This is a genomic window from Aggregatibacter actinomycetemcomitans, assembly GCF_023518055.1.
GTDB lineage: Bacteria > Pseudomonadota > Gammaproteobacteria > Enterobacterales > Pasteurellaceae > Aggregatibacter > Aggregatibacter actinomycetemcomitans.
Genome location: NZ_CP085096.1, coordinates 1375279 through 1395623, shown reverse-complemented (window position 1 = coordinate 1395623; position 20345 = coordinate 1375279). Strand labels below are relative to the sequence as shown.

Here is a 20345-nt window from a genome sequence, read left to right as displayed (position 1 = left end):
ATAAGGAGACTCTTATGCAAAAAAATATTCGTAAACTTGTTTCTATCGGCTTAACCGCCGCGGCATTCGCCGTGACCAATTTTGCGCTGGCTGCAACGGATTTAAGCGGTAAATCCTGGAGTGAAATTGAAGCGCTGGCGAAGAAAGAAGGCAAAGTAACGGTGAGCGTATGGTATTTGCAGCCGCAGTTCCGTAATTTCGTGAAAGAATTTGAAAGCCAATACGGCATTAAAGTCAAAGTGCCGGAAGGCACCATGGACGGCAATATCAATAAACTGATTGCCGAGAAAAACCTGGAAACCGGCAAAATGGACGTGGTGGTGCTCAACGCGGATCGCTTGAGTAACGTAGCGAAAAACGACACTCTCACCAAGCTGAATCAGTTACCGAATTTCGATAAATTAAATCATCACTTGCAAGGCGTGGAACTGGGTGATGTGGCGGTCGGTTATTGGGGTAACCAAACCGGCTTGGCTTACGATCCGCTGCGTATCAAAGAAGAGGAATTGCCGCAATCCTGGCAGGATATGGAAAATTATATTGATAAACATCCGAAAAAATTCGGCTATTCCGACCCGAACGGCGGCAGTTCAGGTAACGCCTTTATTCAACGGGCTTTAGTTTATATTAACGGCGACTACGATTATCGCACCGACAAAATTGATGAAGCGCAAATTGCCAGCTGGAAGAAAACCTGGGATTGGTTCAGCAGCAAAAAAGATTCGCTGATTCGCACCGCCTCCAATGCAGACAGCTTAACCCGCCTAAATGACGGCGAATTGGTGATTGTCTCCGCCTGGCAGGATCACTTGTTCAGCTTGCAAAAACAAGGCGCAATCACCGACCGCTTAAAATTCTACATTCCGAAATTCGGCATGCCGGGCGGCGGTAATGTGATGACGGTGGCGAAAAATACACCGAACCCTGCGGCATCTTTAGTGTTTGTCCACTGGATTACTTCCCCAGAAGTGCAACAAAAATTAAGACAAGAATTTGGGGTTCGTCCGTTAGATAGTCAATCCGGCTTAAAAGACACCATTTTCTTCTCCGCCCCATGGCGCAAAGCTGAAATGGAATCTTTCACCAAAGAAGTGATTTCACGTTAAGGGGAGCGAATCTTATTAAAATATCGGCACGTTTTTCTAAGGCGTGCCTTTCATCCAAAAAGTGCGGTCACAAAAAACGACGTTTTTTTAACGTTGGCTTTGCCAACGGCCCCGTTAGGGGTGAACAAACGAGAGATCGAGTTTGTGAATAATTTTCCCACGTGTTTTTCACTATTGTGTAGCTGTTGCACAAAGATGAAATTACGGTTCCTGAGCTTGTCGAAGGATGAGTAATTTCATCCTATTTAGGCACAAAACTCATGCTTCGACTAATTCTTCGACAAGCTCAGGAACCGTCTCAGCAACCGTTTTGTACATTTGCTACATAGTGCCGGTGTTTTTTGACATGAAAAACGTTGTGAAAAAGGACCGCACTTTTTTCCAACCTAATGCTGCAAGGTCTCAAAAATCTTTTCTGCCAGGGCTTTTGATATGCCGGGGACGGAGGCGATTTCGTCGAGGGTGGCATTTTTGACGCCTTGCAAGCCGCCGAGGTATTTGAGCAGGGCTTGGCGGCGTTTGGCGCCGACGCCTTCAATGCTTTCCAAGCCACTTTGGGTGAAATGTTGTTGGCGTTTTTTGCGGTGTCCGCTAATGGCGTGATTGTGGCTTTCGTCGCGGATATGCTGGATCAAGTGAAGCGCAAGGCTGTCCGCCGGTAAATGCAATTCTTTGTCCCATTTGCTCAAAATCAAGGTTTCCAAACCGGCACGACGATCCACGCCTTTGGCAACACCGATTAAGTGCGGTTGGTTTTTGTTCCATTTTACATTAAGGTTTTCGAACACCTGCAACGCGCGGTTGAGTTGTCCCTTGCCGCCGTCGATAAAAATAATGTCGGGAATTTTGTCGTCTTCCAGATCTTTGTCGTAGCGTTTTAACAGGGCTTGTTCCATGGCGGCGTAATCGTCGCCTTTGGTGATGCCGCTGATGTTGAAACGGCGGTAATCGGATTTCAGCGGTCCGTCTTGGTTGAAAACCACGCAGGAGGCGGTGGTTTGTTCGCCCATGGTGTGGCTGATGTCGAAACATTCCATGCGTTTGATGGCAGCGATGCCGAGTAATTCCTGCAGTGCGACGTAGCGATCGTGCTGTAATGTGGATTGTTTTAATTTGGTGACTAACGCCGCTTTGGCGTTCATTTGTGCCAGTTGCAAATATTTGCTTTTATCGCCTTTGGCATGATCCTGAATGCTGACTTTGCGTCCCGCTTGGTCGCTGAGTAAAGTTTCCAAATCGACTTTTTCGTCCAGTTTTTGATCCACGATAATGGTGTTCGGAATGGTTCTGCCTTGGTGCGCCTGCAAATAAAATTGCCCCACAAAGGTTTCCGTGAGTTCTGCCAGATTGGTATTGCTCGGGACTTTAGGAAAATAGCTGCGATTGCCCAAAATCTTACCTTGACGAATAAACAAAACCTGCACGCAGGCCACGCCGAGTTGATAGGTGATGGCGATAATATCAATGTCGTCATGGCGATCGTTGGCGACAAATTGTTTTTCAATTACTGCCCGCACTGCCTGAATTTGATCACGAACGCGTGCCGCTTCTTCAAAATTCAGTTGCTGACTTGCCTGTTCCATTTGCTTCACCAAATGATCCAGCACCTGTTGATCTTTTCCTTGTAAAAACAAGCGGGCGAAATTGACCTGCTGCGCATAGGCTTCATCGGTCACATAGCCCTTTACGCAAGGCGCCAGACAACGCCCGATTTGATACTGCAAACAGGGGCGCGAACGGTTGTTATACACGGAGTTTTCACACTGCCGAATGGGGAACAGTTTTTGTAATAAAGACAGGGTTTCGCGCACTGCACCGGCATTCGGATAAGGACCGAAATATTCCCCTTGGATTTTTTTCGAACCGCGATAAGCGGTAATACGCGGGTGGGTTTCTTTGGTTAATAAAATGTACGGATAAGATTTATCATCGCGCAACAGCACGTTATAGCGCGGCTGGTAGGTTTTGATGTAATTGTGCTCTAGGAGCAGGGCTTCGGTTTCCGATGTGGTAATGGTGGTTTCGATATGCTGAATCGACGCCACCAATGCTTCCGTTTTTTTGCTGCTTAACTGCTTGCGAAAATAACTGGATAAGCGTTTTTTCAGATCTTTCGCCTTGCCCACATAAATCACCGTGCTTTTATCGTCATACATACGATAAACGCCCGGTAAGTGCGGTACGTTGGCGAGGAATTTTTTGGCGTCGAAAGTCATAATGAGATTAATTAAATCGAGTTCTATAGTGAAATGATTTGAAGCATTATATTCGTCTAATCTTTAAAGAAAAAAGAAAATATCCTTCTTTAGCAAAGAGGAGTTAGGGGAGATTGGTCAATTTAGGTGCAAAATACGTTAACGGCATTTCTCCGATAAAATCGACCGCACTTTTTCCAGATCTTCGGGGGTATCCACACCCACGGCAGGCACTTCTTTAGCGAGTTCTACATGGATTTTTTCGCCATGCCAAAGCACGCGTAATTGTTCCAGTTTTTCGATGTGTTCCAGCGCAGTCGGCTGCCACTGTACGTATTGTTTAATGAATCCGGCACGGTAAGCGTAAATGCCGATGTGACGTAAATATTCGGTATTCAGCCGTAACTTTGCCGTATCGTCCGTTTGTGCGAATTGATCGCGATCCCAGGGAATCACGGCGCGGGAGAAATAAAGCACATAGCCGTTTTTGTCGGTCAGCACTTTTACCACGTTGGGATTAAACAATTCTTTCGCGTCATCAATTTTTACCGCAAGGCTTGCCATGTTCACAGGGTATTTTGCCAGGTTTTCCGCCACTTGTTTCACGATAATGGGCGGAATGAGCGGTTCGTCGCCTTGAATGTTGACGATAATTTCATCGTCGGGCAGCACCAGTTTTTCCACCACTTCCGCCAGGCGTTCCGTGCCGGAATTGTGGTTTTTGGCAGTCATGCACACTTCCGCCCCGAAATTTCTTGCGGCGGTTGCCACCAATTCGTTATCGGTGGCGATAATGACGCGGTCGGCACCGGATTGTTTGGCTTGTTCAAAAACGTGTTGAATCATCGGCTTGCCGGCAATATCGGCTAAGGGTTTGCCCGGTAAGCGGCTGGAGGCGTAACGGGCGGGAATGATCACGGTGAATTGTGTCATATTAATTATCCTGTTCTTGATTTAACGGCTGCGCCTGTTCCGCCGGTAATACGGGAATGCCGTTCTTAATCGGGTAAGCGATTTTTTCAAAACGACAGATTAAACGTTGATGTTGTTCATCGTATTCCAAACGTCCGTGACAGCTTGGGCATGCCATGATTTCTAATAATTTTCCATTCATTACGCTGCTCTCGATTTGTCGCTATTTTTCACCGCACTTTTGCACGATCTTTTGAATCAATTGCCGGGCTTTTTCGCCGTGAATTTCTGCCGTCACCGGCACATACCACCAGTTTTCCTGTGCAAATGCAAGACATTTTACCGCATCTTTTTCTGTCATCAGGAGCGGTTGGTTTTTATCGAATTGGTTGAATAAATCCGCGCTGAAACGTTGGTGATCTTGAAATGCTTTGATGTCGCTTAAGATAATGCCCTGTTGTTGCAACATGGCAAAAAAACGCGGCGGATTGCCAATGCCGGCAATGGCGGTTGCCTGTGAGAATTCTTTTAACGGGTACTGTGCTTTGTTGACTAAATTGACGGCATACTGTGGTTGCAATGTCATCACCGCGTCGCTGTATTGGTTTTCCGCGCCATTAGTAACGACGAAATCGACAGATTTTAAACGGCTTGGCAACTCGCGCAACGGTCCGGCAGGCAATAAGAAACCGTTACCCAGACCACGTTGTGCGTCCATGATGACGACTTCGATATCACGTTGTAATTTATAATGTTGCAAGCCGTCATCGCTGATAATGACATCGCATTGGGCGTGTTCTAACAGGTATTCAACGGCTTGTTGTCGGTTGGGTGAGATACAAACGGGCGCTTGGGTACGGGTGGCGATCAACACGGGCTCATCGCCGGCTTCTACAGGATCGCTGGGCGGCGTAACCAACAAAGGATAATGTTTGGCTTGGCTGCCGTAGCCCCGTGAAATCACGCCGACTTTTAAACCGCGCTTGCTGAGTTCCTGTACCAACCAAATCACTGCCGGTGTTTTGCCGTTACCGCCGACGGAAAGATTGCCGACGACTACCACAGGAACCGGCGCACGATAGGATTTTAGCAAGTTAAAACGAAAGAGCGCGCGACGAATGGCGGTAATTAGCCAAAATAACAAGGAGAAAGGGCAGAGTAGCCATGTGATCCACGAGCGGGAATACCAAAACTGCATACGTTCTCCTTGCCTTGGTTATTGACTGAATTGCATGCTGTGCAATTGTTTATAAGCACCACCTTGCTCCAACAATGTTTTGTGGTTGCCGCGTTCTTTAATTTGTCCGTGTTCGATGACTAAAATTTCATCGGCTTTTTCGATGGTGGATAAACGATGGGCGATCACCAAAACCGTGCGATCTTTTTGGATTTCTTCCAATGCCGCTTGAATTGCGCGTTCGGATTCCGTATCCAATGCCGAGGTGGCTTCATCTAAAATCAATACCGGCGAGTTACGCAACAAGGCGCGGGCGATGGCTAAACGCTGGCGTTGACCGCCGGATAAGCTGGCGCCGTTTTCGCCGATAACCGTATCCAGACCGTTTTCCAAATGCTCGATAAATTCCATGGCGTGCGCCGCTTTTGCCGCTTTGATGATTTCTTCACGACTGTATTTGTCTTTCGCCGCATAAGCAATGTTGTTGGCGATCGTGTCATTAAATAAATGCACTTGTTGGGAGACCACCGCGCAGTTTTCGCGTAAATCGGACAGGCGATAATCCTGAATATTTACGCCGTCCAGCGTAATTTCCCCTTGGTTTATATCATAAAAACGGGTGACTAAGTTGGCGATAGTGGATTTACCGGAGCCTGAACGCCCGACCAATGCCACGGTTTTGCCGTGCGGAATCTTGAAAGAAATATTGTCTAAAGCGGGTTCATCTTTCCCTTGGTAGCTGAATGTCACATTTTTGAATTCAACGTCGCCTTTTACCTTGTCTGCTTTATACGTGCCGGTGTCTTTTTCTGTGTCCATATCCAAAATGCCGAACAGGGTTTGGCACGCCGCCATGCCGCGTTGGAATTGCGCATTCACGTTAGTTAAGGATTTTAGCGGGCGCATTAAAGCAAGCATGGAGGAGAAAACGACGGTAAATGTACCCGCACTTAAGTTCTGATCCATAATGGAGGGGAAAGTGGCTAGATAAAGTACGGCAGCCAGGGCGAAAGAGGCGATAATCTGTACCACAGGATCGGCAATGGCATCGGCGGCGGTCATTTTCATACCCTTACGGCGCATATCGTTACTTACACGGTTAAAGCGTTCTTCTTCAATGAATTGCCCACCGAAAGAAAGCACTACTTTATGTCCTTTTAACATTTGTTCCGTAGTCGAGGTCAGTTCTCCCATAGAATTTTGCATATTGCGACTTAGCTCACGGAATTTCTTGGAAACTATACGAATTAAAATACCGATAATCGGTCCGATAACAAATAAAACCAAGGAAAGCTGCCAGCTGGTGTAAAGCATGATACTGAGCAAGGAAAGCAAATATGCGCCTTCACGTACGATGGTAATGAGGGAACCGGAGGAGGCGCTGGCGATCATTTCGGAATCGTAAGTAATGCGGGAAAGTAAGCGACCGGAAGAGTTGCTGTCGAAAAAACTCACCGGCATGAACATTAAGTGTTTAAACAAACGGCGGCGCATGGTCATCACTACTTTGCCGGAGACCCATGCCAGACAGTAATTGGAAATAAAGCTGGAAATGCCGCGAAAGAGAATCAGCAGCACCACAAATACCGACATTTGTTTTAAAAAAGAAGCGTCAGCTTTGCCAAAACCATCATCCAATAAGGGTTTCAGTAAGAAAATTAAGCCGGAATCGGTTAACGCGTTTAATACTAACGCAACACCGGAAACGATCAAACCTGCTTTATACGGGCTAATCATCGGCCATAAACGTTTGAAGGTTTGCATGGTGGAAAGGTCTTGATCTTGCATAATAAATTTTCTGTCTTAGGTTAAAAAATAATGGCGCATTGTACCTTTATTTCGTGCTCAAGCCAATCAATCTGCGATACCAAGGCGAAAATTCAGCGCGCGCGGTCTGAATTTTGATCTCTTCATTGTAGAACAATAGACTGATTTGCCCGCTATGCGCCGTATTATAAATTTGTGATCCTTGTTGTTGCAGGCGCGCCACCACGTCTTTATGGGGAAAATGCCATGGGTTCCAGCGTCCGCTGGAAATCAGCGCAATGTCCGGTTGAATATGTTGCACTAATGCCTGCCCCGTCGAGGTTTTGCTACTGTGATGCCCTACTTGTAACACATGGATTTTGCCAAGTTTCGGTAGGATCTTATATTCCACGCTAAGATCCGCGTCGCCCGTCAGCAAAATATGGTGCGTGCCATCGGTTAATAAAAGTGTGCAGGAATCCCGATTTTCCGCACGGGGCACGATATTCTCCGGTGATAGCACGGTAAAATGCAACCCCTGCCAATGCCATTGTTTACCGGCTTGACAAAAAGTGCGGTCATTTTTTTCGGTGTTTTGGGAACCATATCGCTTTTGTGAAGCGGTGGTCAGTTGAATATGGGGATACATTGCTAAAATATCTTTGGCACCACCTGCGTGATCGTTGTCGTCATGGCTTAATATCAGCCATTCCAAATCAATGCCTTGCCGTTGTAAATAAGGCAGAATTTCCAATTGTGCCATACTGCCGCCCTTCCAACTCGGGCCGGTATCGTAAAGCACGCCTTTGCCGTCTTTCACGATTAAAGTTGCCAACCCTTGCCCCACGTCCAAGGTTTCCAATTGCCAGTTCGGACGTGAAATAGACTGAGAAATTAACGTCAGGCAACACAGGGCAATCAGCCCACCGCCCACGCAATAAGCGCTTTTTCGTAACGGTAAACTTAGTTCCGGATTAAAATGAAATCCTTTAAAGCGGTGCTGCCTTGACAATGCTAAAGTGGATGTTATCGGTTTGGGCGGTTTATAAATAACATAGAGCGCCACTAAAAAAAGAAAGGTTAAACATAGGGTTATCCATAAACTGTGCGGAATGGAAATTGCCAACCAGTCATCCTGCCAGGGCGTCAAAAGTGCGGTGATTTTTTCCGCCAAATCGTTGGCGAGCTGCCACGAATGCCACGCACCTTGGGTGACTACGGCAAATAACACCAACGGGACCAAAACGAAGCTATAAGGCGGCACGGCGATGACATTGGCGATAAAACTATTTAACGAAATGCCGTTAAAAAATAACAGCTGAATGGGCGTGAACAGCCAGAGCAGACCGAATTGCAAATGAAACAAGCCGAAAACATACCGCACTTTCCGCCACGGCGAATTGGCAAGGGAATGGCCGCGCCATTGCAATAGAGACAACGGAAAATACTGATACCAAACAATCAGACAGGTCACTGCGCCCACCGACAACCAAAAGCTGGTGGAAAGTAACATGAGCGGATCGATAAAAATCAGCAAGGCAACCACTCTTAACAAGAATTGCCATACCGTCCAATATCGTCGCCAATACTGAATCGCGTAGAGCATGGCTAACGCAATCATAGCGCGTAAAGTCGGAATAGCAAGCCCCGCCAGTTGGCTGTATAACAACGCAAAAATGAATCCGCACAGAATCGGAAATGTCGGGCTGATGTAACGCGTCGGCAAGGCAAATTGCAGTAGACGCGCCAAGGTAAAACCCAGCATCATCGCCAGTCCGATATGCAGCCCTGAAATGGCAATTAAATGCGCCGTATTTGTTTTTTGATAAATTTGCCAAGTTTTTTGGTCTAAGCGGAAACGTTCGCCAAAACCGAGTGCCAGCAACAAGCCTTGTCGGGGTAAATTCTCCGTTTGTTGTAAGGCTTGATTGAGAGCGGTTTGGCGTAACGAAAAAACGTTTTCCAATTTGACCGCACTTTTAATCTCTGCCCAAGCGGTGATGTGCTTGCCGAAATACCATGGCTGGCGGTCAAAACCGTCAAAATTCAGGCGGGAAGAAAGCGCTCGCAAGCGTAAATTGCCTGCGTAACGTTCGCCGGGGTTGACTGGTTGCTTGAGTTTCCATTGCGCGTAAATACGTTGTTCGGGAAGATTTTCGGCGAGTTTGGCGCGAATAACCAGGGTTTGATAATGCTGCTGATGCAGAATTTCCTTGACGGTAAATTCGCGGTGAACGGTTTTCGGCAGATTGGCAAGATTATCCGCCTGGGTCAGTATGGAAATTGCCGATTGGTGGACGTAAGCGGACTGAATCATCAAGATCAGTAGCCACATTACTATTTGCTTGATTTTGTCCTGTCGCAGGGCATAAGCAAGCAACATGAGTGGACATAATAAGAGGAGTAAATAGCACGCCGTTTGCCACGATAATAAAAAGCGATCGGGCAAAAACAATAATGTTAAACCGCTAAAAATCAGGGCTATAGCCAACTTATCCAACGAAACGCTCACATTTTCAACCGCACTTTTCTCATCCGAAGGGCGGCTACTATGGAAGAAATGGGCGGGGTGTAAAACCGACGGAAGTGAATATTGGAAACTGAATCACAAAAATAAAATTTTTCATCAAAAAAGCTAATAGATGTGTAAATTTTATTTGATAAATAGGATAAGTTCTGCTATTTATACGCCTTCAAAATTTGGGTCCGTTTTTTAATAGGTTTACTTTGGTAGTAACAACATTAAGCAACACTGGATTGTGGGGGCTTAGCAGTATGAAATGGATGAATTTTTTATTAGGAGATACAAATGAGTAAAGCGTCTTTGAGTTTATTAGCTTTAGCCGGCGTTGAGCCGTACAAAGAAAAGAAAGGCGAAGAATACATGAATGAGCACCAAGTGCTGCATTTCAAGAAGATCCTTCAAGCCTGGCATGATCAAATTAGAGATGAAGCTTCTCGAACCGTTGCTCATATGCAGGACGAAGCGTCTAATTTCCCGGATCCATCCGACCGCGCCACACAGGAAGAAGAATTTAGCCTGGAGTTGCGTACCCGTGATCGTGAACGCAAATTAATGAAGAAAATCGAAAGCACCTTGAAAAAATTGGATACGGACGATTTCGGTTATTGCGAATCCTGTGGCGTAGAAATCGGTATTAAACGTTTAGAAGCGCGCCCAACCGCCGATCTTTGTATCGATTGCAAAACCCTGGCGGAAATTCGCGAAAAACAAATGGTGGGTTAATCCTGCTAATTCATTGATAAAAGTGCGGTCAAAAAACACATTATTTTTCGACCGCACTTTCACTTTATTTTTGTGATAAATGGAGATGTATTATCTTTACCTATATTAAAAATCTTTTGAGCAAGAAAACGAAGAACAAAACCTCCGCTCAAAATGAAGTTAAAGTCTCGCCTAAAAAACAATCCGTTATTGAATCTGAACCTGTAAAAAACAAGGTTCAAGGTTCCTCCCGCAACAAAAAAAACACGCATAAAAAAGAATTCAAACACAGTATTAAAGCCTCAATGCACGGCATTACGCCGCGCATGATCAATCGCCATGCGTTGACCGTGGTGGAAAAATTACAACGCCAAGGCTATGAAGCCTATGTGGTCGGCGGCTGTTTGCGCGATTTATTGTTAGGCAAAAAACCAAAAGATTTTGATGTGGCGACCAATGCCCGCCCGGAACAGATTCAGGCGGTTTTTCAGCGTCAATGCCGTTTGGTGGGACGACGTTTCCGCCTGGCACACGTGATGTTCGGACGTGAAATTATTGAAGTCGCCACTTTCCGCGCCGGTCACATGGAACATCATAATGAAAAACTCGCTAAACAAAGCGAAGAAGGGATGTTACTGCGCGACAACGTATATGGCACTCTGGAGCAGGATGCGGAACGCCGCGATTTTAGTGTGAACGCGCTATATTACAATCCGCAGGACAACACCCTGAAAGACTATTTCAACGGTATTGAAGATTTAAAAAACGGCAAATTGCGTTTAATCGGTGATCCGGTGACCCGTTATCAGGAAGATCCGGTGCGGATGTTACGCTCCATTCGTTTTATGGCGAAGCTGGAAATGTTTTTGGATAAACCGAGCGAAGCGCCTATTAAAGAATTGTCACATTTATTAAAAAATATTCCGTCGGCACGCTTATTTGAAGAAAGCCTGAAATTGTTACAGGGCGGAAACGGCGTGAAAACCTATCGCTTATTGCGTCAATACGGCTTGTTTGAACAACTGTTTCCGCTACTACAAAATTACTTCACGGAGCGTGAAGACAGCATGGCGGAGAAAATGATTCTGCGTGCGCTAACCTCCACCGATGAACGTGTTGCCGATAAATTGCCGATTAATCCGGCGTTTTTATTTGCTGCATTTTTTTGGTATCCGTTACGTGAACGGGTGGAAATGCTAAAAAATGAAGGCGGTTTGAATAATTACGATGCCTATGCGTTGGCGTCTAATGATTTGTTGGATGTGTTGTGCAATGCCTTAGCCATTCCGCGCCGTCATACCGCAGTGATTCGCGACATTTGGTCGTTGCAGCTGCAATTTTTAAAACGTACCCCAAAATCCGTGCAACGTGTTATGGAGCAATCGAAATTCCGCGCAGGGTTTGATTTATTGGTGATGCGTGCGGAAATTGAGGGCGGGGAAGCTGTGGAATTATCCGCGTGGTGGCACGAATACCAATTCAGCAACGATAGCCAACGGCAGGATCTGGTTAAAGAATTACCAAGCCAGCCGAAAAAACGCAAATATCATTGTCGTAAACGTAGCTCCGCTACGAAAAACACGAATAAGGCTGCCCATGAATAAGGTGTATGTCGCTTTAGGCAGTAATTTAGCGGATCCGCAAGCACAACTGGTCGCCGCATTACGGGCGATGAATCAATTGCCTGGCAGCCGTCTGATTAGCGTCAGTTCTTTTTATCAAAGCAAACCTCTCGGTCCGCAAGATCAGCCTGATTATGTCAACGCCGTCGCTTGCCTGGAAACGGCGCTTTCTCCCCTCGCATTGCTTGATGAATTACAACGTATTGAACAGGAACAAGGGCGTGTCCGTCTTCGTCGTTGGGGTGAGCGCACATTAGATCTGGATATTTTGCTTTACGCCGATCAAACCATTCAGTCGGAACGTCTGACTGTTCCCCATTATGATATGCACAATCGTGAATTTGTAATTATCCCGTTGGCGGAAATCGCACCTTCGTTTTCCTTGCCGAACGGGCAATCCATCAGGGAGTTAATGCAAAATTTTACCCATCATAAAATGGTGATTGTGAAAGAGAAGGGCGAGGTTGTGTTTTAAAAAAGTGCGGTCAGCTTAAAAAACGTTTTTTAAATCCACCGCACTTTACTCTTTGCATGGATTGGGTTTCTTACTTGTGCTTATGTTCGTGATGTTCGCCGACTAAGGTGACTAAAATCACCGTATCTTCCATCGCTTCCCCTTGAATAAAATGCTTGCCGCCAAAATTCAACACTTGACCCACGCTGATGTCATGTTTTTCCGTGTCGTCAAGCAATACGCTAATTTTTCCGTTAAGAACGGTAAAAATGACGCTTTCGCCCTCATGGTTATGGCGTTTTAATTGATCACCTTTTTTTAATACTTTTTTACCACGGTAAACTGATCGCCTTGCAAAATTTTGCCGGAGCCTTCTTTTACCGTACCGATGTCCGCATTGGCGTTAAGTGTGATACCGAGACCTAATGCCATGCCCAGCATGAATTTTTTCATAAGCCATCCTTTTGCTAATTGATAAATTGCCTATTCTTTGCTCAAAGCTTGTTTATTCTGAAAGGTTAATAGTAGGTTTGTCAATGAGAATAGTTATCATATTTTAATATAAAGTGCGGTCGTTTTTTTCCGCGTTTTACATTTATTGACAGGTCGGGTGCAGCAACTCCGGGCGATCTTTAAAATATACGGAATCGTAATGGTACTATTTTCCACTCCAAATAAAGCCGATAATTAAAAATTGTTTTTTCATATTGTGAGTTCAATAAAATAAAGGCTTCCAAATGAAAGCCTTTATTTTTGCACTTAAAGTGCGGTCATTTTTTCAAACGTTTTTAATGACGTTTTATTGTGTCGCTTGGATTGCGGTTAAGGCAATGGTGTACACAATGTCGTCAACTAGCGCGCCACGGGATAAATCGTTCACCGGTTTGCGCATACCCTGTAGCATCGGACCGATGGAAACGAGGTCGGCGGAACGTTGAACCGCTTTGTAGGTGGTGTTACCGGTATTCAAATCCGGGAAGATGAAGACGGTGGCTTGACCGGCAACCGGTGAGTTAGGCGCTTTAGAGCGAGCCACGTCTTCCATCACCGCAGCGTCATATTGTAACGGACCGTCGATGAGTAAATCAGGGCGTTTTTCCTTCGCAATGCGGGTGGCTTCTTTCACTTTTTCTACGTCAGCACCGCTGCCTGATGTACCGGTGGAGTAGGAAATCATTGCCACTTTCGGATCGATACCGAAGGATTTTGCCGATTCGGCAGATTGAATGGCGATTTCCGCCAATTGTTCTGCCGTCGGATCCGGGTTCACTGCGCAATCGCCATAGACCAATACTTGATCCGGTAGCAACATGAAGAAGATGGAAGAAATAATGGAGCTGCCCGGTGCGGTTTTGATGATTTGCATTGGCGGGCGAATGGTGTTGGCGGTGGTGTGTACGGCGCCGGATACCAAACCGTCTACTTGGTTGGCTTCCAACATCATGGTACCGAGCACAACATTGTCTTCCAATTGTTCACGCGCCATGGTTTCGGTCATGCCTTTGGCTTTGCGTAGCTCAACCAAACGTGCCACATAGTTTTCACGCACGCTCGCCGGGTCGATAACGGTAATGCCGTTTACCAACTTAACGCCTTGGGATTCCGCCACGCGTTGTACGTCTTCCGGTTTGGCTAACAGCACACATTCTGCGATACCGCGTTCGGCACATAAAATCGCCGCTTTAATGGTGCGCGGTTCGTCGCCTTCCGGTAAGACGATGCGTTTTTGGGCGGCGCGGGCTAATTCGGTTAATTGGAAACGGAATGCCGGCGGGGATAAGCGACGTAAACGGCTCGAGGCTTCCACTAATCCGTTGACAAACGCCGTATCTAATTTTTCACCGGTGTAACGTTTGATGTTTTCGATACGTTCTTTATCATCAACCGGCACTTCAAGGTTGAAACTTTGCAGGCTTAATGCGGTTTGCCAGGTGTTACCCTCAATGCGGAATACCGGCAATTTTTTGCTTTCAAACACGTGTTGGCAAAGCTTTTTGATTTGCGGATCTAATTTGTAACCGCCGGTTAATAGTAAACCGCCGATTTCAATGTCATTAGACACGGCAAGCGCCGCCGCAACGATGACATCAGGCCGGTCTGCGGAAACCACTAATAAGCTGCCTGCGCGGAAATGTTCCACCATGTTCGGCAGACTTCTGGCGCAGAAGGTAATGCCGCGAATCCGACGATTAACATCGCCTTCATTCATAATCGCTGCGCCTAAATGCTTGATTAAATCAATAGCGCGGGTGGCGATCAGATCGGCGGACCAAGGAATGCAGGCTAATAGTTTAATCGTGCTTTGGGCGAAAAGTCTGATAAGTTCGGACTCGCTGTTGTGACTGTGTTGGAAGGAATCGAAAATTTCGCTTAAATCAGGGCGTGTTCTGCCGGATTCGTCAACCGGTGCGTTGAATTTGTTGGCGATCACACCAAGGAGATTCTTATTGCTTTTACCGCCGAATAATGAAGCAGCCGCTTCGACGCGCTCTTTTAATTGTGTCGGAGTTTCCGTTGATGGGGCGGCGACCAATACGATTTCTGCATCAAGAGCTTGGGCTATTTCGTAGTTAATGCTGTTGGCAAAGGTATGTTTACGGGTTGGAATCAAGCCTTCCACGATCACGATTTCGTTGTTTTTCGCCAGCTTTTGGTGATTCTCAACAATTTTTTCTAATAACACATCGGATTGATTTTGACCGATTAAGGATTCCGCCACGCTTAACATAAACGGTTCGGCAGTTTCTAAAGCGGTGCTGGTACGCACGATGGAGGTGGTGCGGTCGATAACATCCTCACCGGTGTTCGGTTGGGAAATTGGTTTCATAAAGCCGACTTTGGCGCCTTTTTGTTCAAGGGCATTGATTAAACCGAGGCTTACACTGGTTAAACCTACGCCGGTGCTAATCGGAATGAGAATAATAGTACGGGACATAATTTACCTTTATTTTGTGTGAGTAAAAAAGAAACTGCCGATTTAATCGGCAGTTTGTTTGATTAATGTTCAAATACAAAGACGTGCAGTATCTTGTGCGATAACGAGCTCTTCGTTGGTTGGAATTACTATAGCGATAGGAGTGTTATCGGCCGTGATGATACCTTCTTTACCGAAACGGGCGGCAAGATTTTTCTCTTGATCCAGTTTGTAACCGAATAATTTTAAGTGATCCAAGGTGATTTCACGCACATGGGCGGAGTTTTCACCGATACCGCCGGTAAACACGATAGCATCCAGACGTTCACCGATTACCGCCATATAAGAACCGATGTATTTGGCTAAACGATAGCAATAGACACCTAATGCGCGTTTTGCCGGGATTTCTTTCTCATAATTATCTTCTGCATAACGACAGTCACTGGTCACTTCCGTTAAGCCTAATAAACCGGATTTCTTAGTTAACGTATCGTTAATTTCTTTCACGGACATACCCAAAGTATCGTGCATATAGAAAATAATAGCAGGGTCGATGTCGCCGGAACGGGTACCCATCACTAAACCTTCCAATGGCGTTAAACCCATTGAGGTGTCGATACATTTGCCGTGACGGATTGCCGATACGGAACCGCCGTTACCTAAATGACAAGTGATCACGTTGATTTTATCTTCCGGCACACCTAACCGTTTTGCTGCTTCACGGCTGACATAATAGTGGCTGGTACCATGCGCGCCATAGCGACGAACGCCATGTTCACGGTATAAAGAGTATGGTAATGCGTATAGGAATGCTTCTTCCGGCATGGTTTGATGGAAGGCGGTATCGAACACCACGACATTTTTATCTTTCAGGTGCGGGAATAATTTGAAAGCCTCTCTGATCCCGATTAAATGTGCCGGGTTGTGCAGCGGTGCGAATTGAATTGCTTCTTCAATGCCTTTGACCACTTCATCGGTCACAATAACGGAAGAAGTGAATTTTTCGCCGCCGTGTACGATACGATGACCGATGGCTACAACGCCTTTTTGTAATTCAGGATCAAGAGAGAAAATGTTATTAACAATGAAATTTAATGCTTCGGCGTGAGCGGCACCGGCACCTAAATCTGCCTGCCCTTTTTCACCGTGCAATTTCCATTTAATACGGGCTTCAGGTAAATAAAACGCTTCGGCTAAGCCGGATAATTTTTCTTCGCCTGTTGCAGGATTAAGAATTGAGAATTTTAATGAGGAACTACCACAATTGAGAATTAGGACTAATTTTTCAGACATAAACGACCTATACTGGTTTGAGTTAAACAAAATCCGTTCAAATAACGAACGGGTAATAGAAGGTTAAACCGCCATAGGATACACCTTTCACCATACAAAATAAATTCTCAACAGCAAAAAACACGACATTAATCGAAAAATTTGGTGATTTTGGTGAACGTTAAATTTCGTGATTCACGTTCTGAGCTAAGATACCGGGGGGATTATAAAAAATAGCGGCTTTATGTTATGGTGAGCGTCAAGTTAAAAAGAAGGATAAGGTAGTACATGAGCTTTTTCAGCACTCTAAAAAGCGGTCAGCAATATTTGAAAACCTGGCCGTTAGAACCTAAACTCGGTGCGATTTTTCCGGAAAATCGTGTCATCAAAACCACATTATTTGCCCAAAAATTCATGCCGTTCTTGGCAGTGTTTTCTATTGTATGGCAACAATTTTATGCGCAAAGTGACGGGATTGCATTGGCGGTAGCGGTTCTGACAGCGTTATTTACGTTATTTTTACCTATGCAAGGCATTTACTGGTTGGGTAAGCGCGCCAAAACACCGTTACCACCAAAAAGTGCGGTCGGTTTTCAGCGCGTTTATGAGGCACTGAAAGAAAAACAGATGGCGTTGCCGATATGTCCCGAAAAGCCGACTTACTTTGATTTAGCGGTGTTGTTAAGACAGGCGCAACAAAAATTAGGACGGGATTTCTGGCAGGATCTTTAAGCCTCGAATTTTCCATATTTATAAATATAACAATGGGATAGTAACGTCCTTTGGATCATTTGATCAAAAGGGCGCTTTTTTGAGCGCATAATTTTTTTGCGCAAATGTTTTCGTTTTTTGCTAGAATAGCGCCCATTGCAAATGAAAATATCTTTTTTCAACGCACAGAGATGATTTAATGATTGATTACATTATTATCGGCATTATTGTTTTTTCCATTATTGTCAGTTTATTACGCGGTTTTGTCCGCGAAGTCATGTCACTAGCCAGCTGGATCGTGGCATTTTTAATTGCAAGCAATTTTTATATGTATCTTGCCGGACTCTTAACATCAATTGAGTCCGTTTATATTCGTAACGGCACGGCTATCGGTATTTTATTTATCGCTTCACTCATTGTCGGCGCCATTGTCAATTATGTCTTAGGGCAACTGGTAGATCGTACCGGGTTAAGCGGCACGGATCGTGTGCTCGGCGCCTGTTTCGGCTTATTACGCGGGGTTTTGATTGTTGCCGCTATGTTGTTTTTCTTAGATACATTTACCAGTTCAAATCAAACCGATTGGTGGAAAGAATCCAAATTAATACCGCACTTTCGTTTCGTGGTGGATTGGTTCTTCCAACAATTACAAGCCAATTCCGGTTTTTTAAATTCAACCCTGAACTTGGAGCAGATTGCCAATCCGGCAACAAATGCGGTTCCGGTTTCAACTACAAACTAGTCTATTTGGTTGGGATCAGATGAATACCCCTTGGAACGGGATTTATTTGAACGTTGGCGGGGGTAGGTGTTTAAAGTGCGGTGGGTTTTAAAAACGTTTTTAAAACCCACCGCACTTTTCATTTATATTGGTTACATCGGGGCTTACCCTTTACGTTTAGCGTTCACTTCTTTCAGCAATTTCTGAATGTCTTGATCGGCAAAAATTGCGTCGGTGTTTTGCGTTAAACGGCGGCGCCAGTTGGCGTATTGCATACTGGTGCCCGGGATGTTGACCGGTTCGGTCATACCCAGCCAGTCTTCCGGTTGGAAGCCGAACAGGGCGCTGTTGACCTCGGCGACGTAAGATTGTAGCTGATGGACGAATTTTTTGTTCACATCGGAAGACAAGGTTTCGTCGATGCCGGCGTCCACGTCAATATCATGCTCTTTTAAGCGTTGCAGAATGCCCGCTTTTGCTTTTACGCGATCTTTTTTCAGGATTTCCAGAATTTGCGGGTTCGGATACACACCGTATTTTTGCCCCAATTCAAAATCATAACCGCGCCAATAACCGTTAATGGTCGGCAGATCGTGGGTGCTTAGGGTGGTCATCGCTTGGTACGGATAGTCCCGCAGGTCACGACTTTGTCCTTGTTTATCAAATTCAAAATAGAAGATTTTGTAAGACAAAATGCCGGCATTTTTGAGTTTGCTGACGATTTCTTTCGGCACGGTGCCTAAATCTTCGCCGATAATCACGCAGCGACGACGTTGGCTTTCAAGGGCGAGAATGGCGATTAAATCATCGACCGGATAACGCACATAGGCGCCGTTGACCGAGCTGTCGCCTTTCGGGATCCACCATAAACGCAATAACGACATAATGTGATCGATACGCAATGCACCGCAATGATTCATATTGGCGCGCACCAAGTCGATAAACGGCTGATAAGCGCGTTGTTTCAGAATGTGCGGGTTCATCGGCGTTAAGCCCCAGTTTTGTCCTTGCGGACCTAACACATCCGGCGGCGCACCCACGGACGCCCGCAGACAGTACAATTCCTTATCGCTCCAGGTTTCCGAACCGCTGCCGGTGACGCCTACCGCCAAGTCGCGGTACATGCCGATGGTCATTTGTTGCGCTTTACATAAGGCATCGCATTCGGCAAGTTGTTGGTCGGCGCAGAATTGCAACCAGGCATAAAATTCGATTTCCTCACCATATTGACGGCGGAATTGCGCGACGACCTCGGAATGATAATCTTGGAATTCCGGCGCCCAGAAATCCCAACCCCATTGCTCGCGATATCGGGCGCTTAAATGGGCATGCAGCGCATCAAAAGTGGCTTGCACCTGTAAACTTTCGCCACCGTTGCGCACGAAATCGGCAAAAGCTTGTTGGGAAAGTGCGGTCGGATTTTCTTTAAATTCGGCAAAGGCAAAATGCAGCCCCTTCAATTTCAACGCCATCACCTCGGCGTAATCAATCCATTCGGCGGCGCGTAAGGCGTTCAATTTTTCCTGTACTTCCGCCGAATTAAACCAGCGTTGCGCCTCTGCGCTTTGTTGAAATTCCGGCAGTTGATCTATGTTGATGTAAATGATGTTCAGCCATTTGCGCGATGACGGGCTATACGGGCTGGCACCATCGGGATTGCCCGGAAAGAGGGCATGAATCGGGTTTAAGCCTAAAAAATCTGCCTGATACGGCGCAAGCCCGCGAATAAATTCTTGCAAATCACCGAAATCGCCCACGCCCCAGTTGCGCTCGGATTTCAGGGTATAAAGCTGAATAAAACTGCCCCAGAGTTTTTTCTGTTCGGCGAATGCTTCCGGTTCATAACAACGCTGCGGCGCAACGATAAGGCGGCAATGTACTTCTTCTTTTCCACCGTGCAACACCAGATCGTGATAACCCAACGGTAAATCGCGTGGCAGGGTTATGCTATTTTTTTTCACTTTGCCTTCAAGGATGCCGGCATTGTCTTCCAGGTGAAGCTGCCATTTGCCTTGCCATGAACGGCTGGCATCGGAAACATTTAACGATAAAAAGTGCGGTTGATTTTGGCGGAGAATTTTCACCGGCGGTAGCGGGTGAGTACGGCTGTTTATATGACCTTCAAAAGTGGAAAGCAAGGCTTTTTTGATGGCGAGCGGCGCACGAATTTTCTGCCCGCGTTCGTCAAAAAAGTAGGGCATGATACCCGCTTGGTCGAAGCGTTTTTCTTTAATAGACATAGCGATTCCTTAAAGGATTGTCTGATTTCGGTTGTGTGTTGGTTAGTTG

17 protein-coding genes are annotated in these 20345 nt (G+C 45.9%); 6 read left to right on the top strand and 11 right to left on the bottom strand.

What is annotated here, in order from left to right; translation table 11 throughout:
* Positions 1-14: 14 nt before the first annotated feature.
* Positions 15-1106 carry an extracellular solute-binding protein gene (locus LIN98_RS06990; RefSeq protein WP_050846362.1) on the top strand — a complete coding sequence of 364 codons (1092 nt, stop codon included), beginning with the start codon at positions 15-17 and terminating at the stop codon, positions 1104-1106.
* 386 nt (positions 1107-1492) lie between these two features.
* Here LIN98_RS06990 and uvrC read toward each other — a convergent pair whose 3' ends face one another.
* The 6 genes from uvrC to LIN98_RS06960 form a co-directional block, all read right to left on the bottom strand.
* Positions 1493-3322 (bottom strand): excinuclease ABC subunit UvrC, encoded by a 1830-nt coding sequence (uvrC, locus tag LIN98_RS06985; RefSeq protein WP_005567177.1) that lies wholly within the window; start codon positions 3320-3322, stop codon positions 1493-1495.
* Between the two features lie 138 nt (positions 3323-3460).
* Positions 3461-4234, bottom strand: a complete 774-nt coding sequence (gene kdsB / locus LIN98_RS06980) for a 3-deoxy-manno-octulosonate cytidylyltransferase (RefSeq protein WP_005570275.1) — start codon at positions 4232-4234, stop codon at positions 3461-3463.
* 1 nt (position 4235) lies between these two features.
* A complete protein-coding gene (locus LIN98_RS06975; protein ID WP_005567179.1) occupies positions 4236-4415 on the bottom strand; it encodes a Trm112 family protein in 180 nt (59 codons plus the stop codon).
* A gap of 21 nt (positions 4416-4436) precedes the next feature.
* Complete coding sequence (lpxK, locus tag LIN98_RS06970) at positions 4437-5411, bottom strand: tetraacyldisaccharide 4'-kinase (RefSeq protein ID WP_005589925.1); 975 nt, start codon at positions 5409-5411, stop codon at positions 4437-4439.
* Positions 5412-5429: 18 nt separating this feature from the next.
* Entirely contained in the window at positions 5430-7178 is a 1749-nt protein-coding gene (gene msbA, locus LIN98_RS06965) for a lipid A ABC transporter ATP-binding protein/permease MsbA (protein WP_005567181.1), read from the bottom strand.
* A gap of 46 nt (positions 7179-7224) precedes the next feature.
* The gene (locus LIN98_RS06960) at positions 7225-9648 is read right to left on the bottom strand and encodes a DNA internalization-related competence protein ComEC/Rec2 (RefSeq protein WP_148322024.1); all 2424 of its coding nucleotides are present in this window, start codon (positions 9646-9648) and stop codon (positions 7225-7227) included.
* A 297-nt stretch (positions 9649-9945) separates the two neighbouring features.
* Between LIN98_RS06960 and dksA the strand changes: the two genes are divergently transcribed.
* The 3 genes from dksA to folK all read left to right on the top strand — a co-directional run bounded on the left by dksA (position 9946) and on the right by folK (position 12459).
* Positions 9946-10383, top strand: coding sequence for an RNA polymerase-binding protein DksA (gene dksA, locus LIN98_RS06955; RefSeq protein ID WP_005556693.1), 438 nt, complete (start codon positions 9946-9948; stop codon positions 10381-10383).
* A gap of 284 nt (positions 10384-10667) precedes the next feature.
* Positions 10668-11966, top strand: a complete 1299-nt coding sequence (pcnB, locus tag LIN98_RS06950) for a polynucleotide adenylyltransferase PcnB (RefSeq protein ID WP_005567184.1) — start codon at positions 10668-10670, stop codon at positions 11964-11966.
* Positions 11959-12459, top strand: coding sequence for a 2-amino-4-hydroxy-6-hydroxymethyldihydropteridine diphosphokinase (folK, locus tag LIN98_RS06945; protein ID WP_005570294.1), 501 nt, complete (start codon positions 11959-11961; stop codon positions 12457-12459). Before pcnB ends, folK begins: the two co-directional genes overlap by 8 nt.
* Positions 12460-12529: 70 nt before the next feature.
* On the opposite strand, the gene LIN98_RS06940 is transcribed toward folK, so the two are convergent.
* From LIN98_RS06940 to LIN98_RS06930, 4 genes are all read right to left on the bottom strand, one after another.
* Positions 12530-12676: a hypothetical protein gene (locus tag LIN98_RS06940; protein WP_005567188.1), complete on the bottom strand. Its 147-nt coding sequence runs from the start codon at positions 12674-12676 to the stop codon at positions 12530-12532.
* A gap of 80 nt (positions 12677-12756) precedes the next feature.
* Positions 12757-12891, bottom strand: coding sequence for a hypothetical protein (locus LIN98_RS10390; protein ID WP_005567190.1), 135 nt, complete (start codon positions 12889-12891; stop codon positions 12757-12759).
* Between the two features lie 346 nt (positions 12892-13237).
* Entirely contained in the window at positions 13238-15373 is a 2136-nt protein-coding gene (gene pta, locus LIN98_RS06935) for a phosphate acetyltransferase (RefSeq protein WP_005589933.1), read from the bottom strand.
* A gap of 69 nt (positions 15374-15442) precedes the next feature.
* Positions 15443-16645 (bottom strand): acetate kinase, encoded by a 1203-nt coding sequence (locus tag LIN98_RS06930; protein ID WP_005542371.1) that lies wholly within the window; start codon positions 16643-16645, stop codon positions 15443-15445.
* Between the two features lie 267 nt (positions 16646-16912).
* Between LIN98_RS06930 and yfbV the strand changes: the two genes are divergently transcribed.
* Both yfbV and LIN98_RS06920 read left to right on the top strand, forming a co-directional pair.
* Positions 16913-17356 (top strand): terminus macrodomain insulation protein YfbV, encoded by a 444-nt coding sequence (gene yfbV, locus LIN98_RS06925; RefSeq protein ID WP_005567195.1) that lies wholly within the window; start codon positions 16913-16915, stop codon positions 17354-17356.
* Between the two features lie 178 nt (positions 17357-17534).
* A complete protein-coding gene (locus tag LIN98_RS06920) occupies positions 17535-18077 on the top strand; it encodes a CvpA family protein (protein WP_005542375.1) in 543 nt (180 codons plus the stop codon).
* Between the two features lie 143 nt (positions 18078-18220).
* On the opposite strand, the gene malQ is transcribed toward LIN98_RS06920, so the two are convergent.
* Positions 18221-20296: a 4-alpha-glucanotransferase gene (malQ, locus tag LIN98_RS06915; RefSeq protein ID WP_148322030.1), complete on the bottom strand. Its 2076-nt coding sequence runs from the start codon at positions 20294-20296 to the stop codon at positions 18221-18223.
* Positions 20297-20345 lie beyond the last annotated feature (49 nt).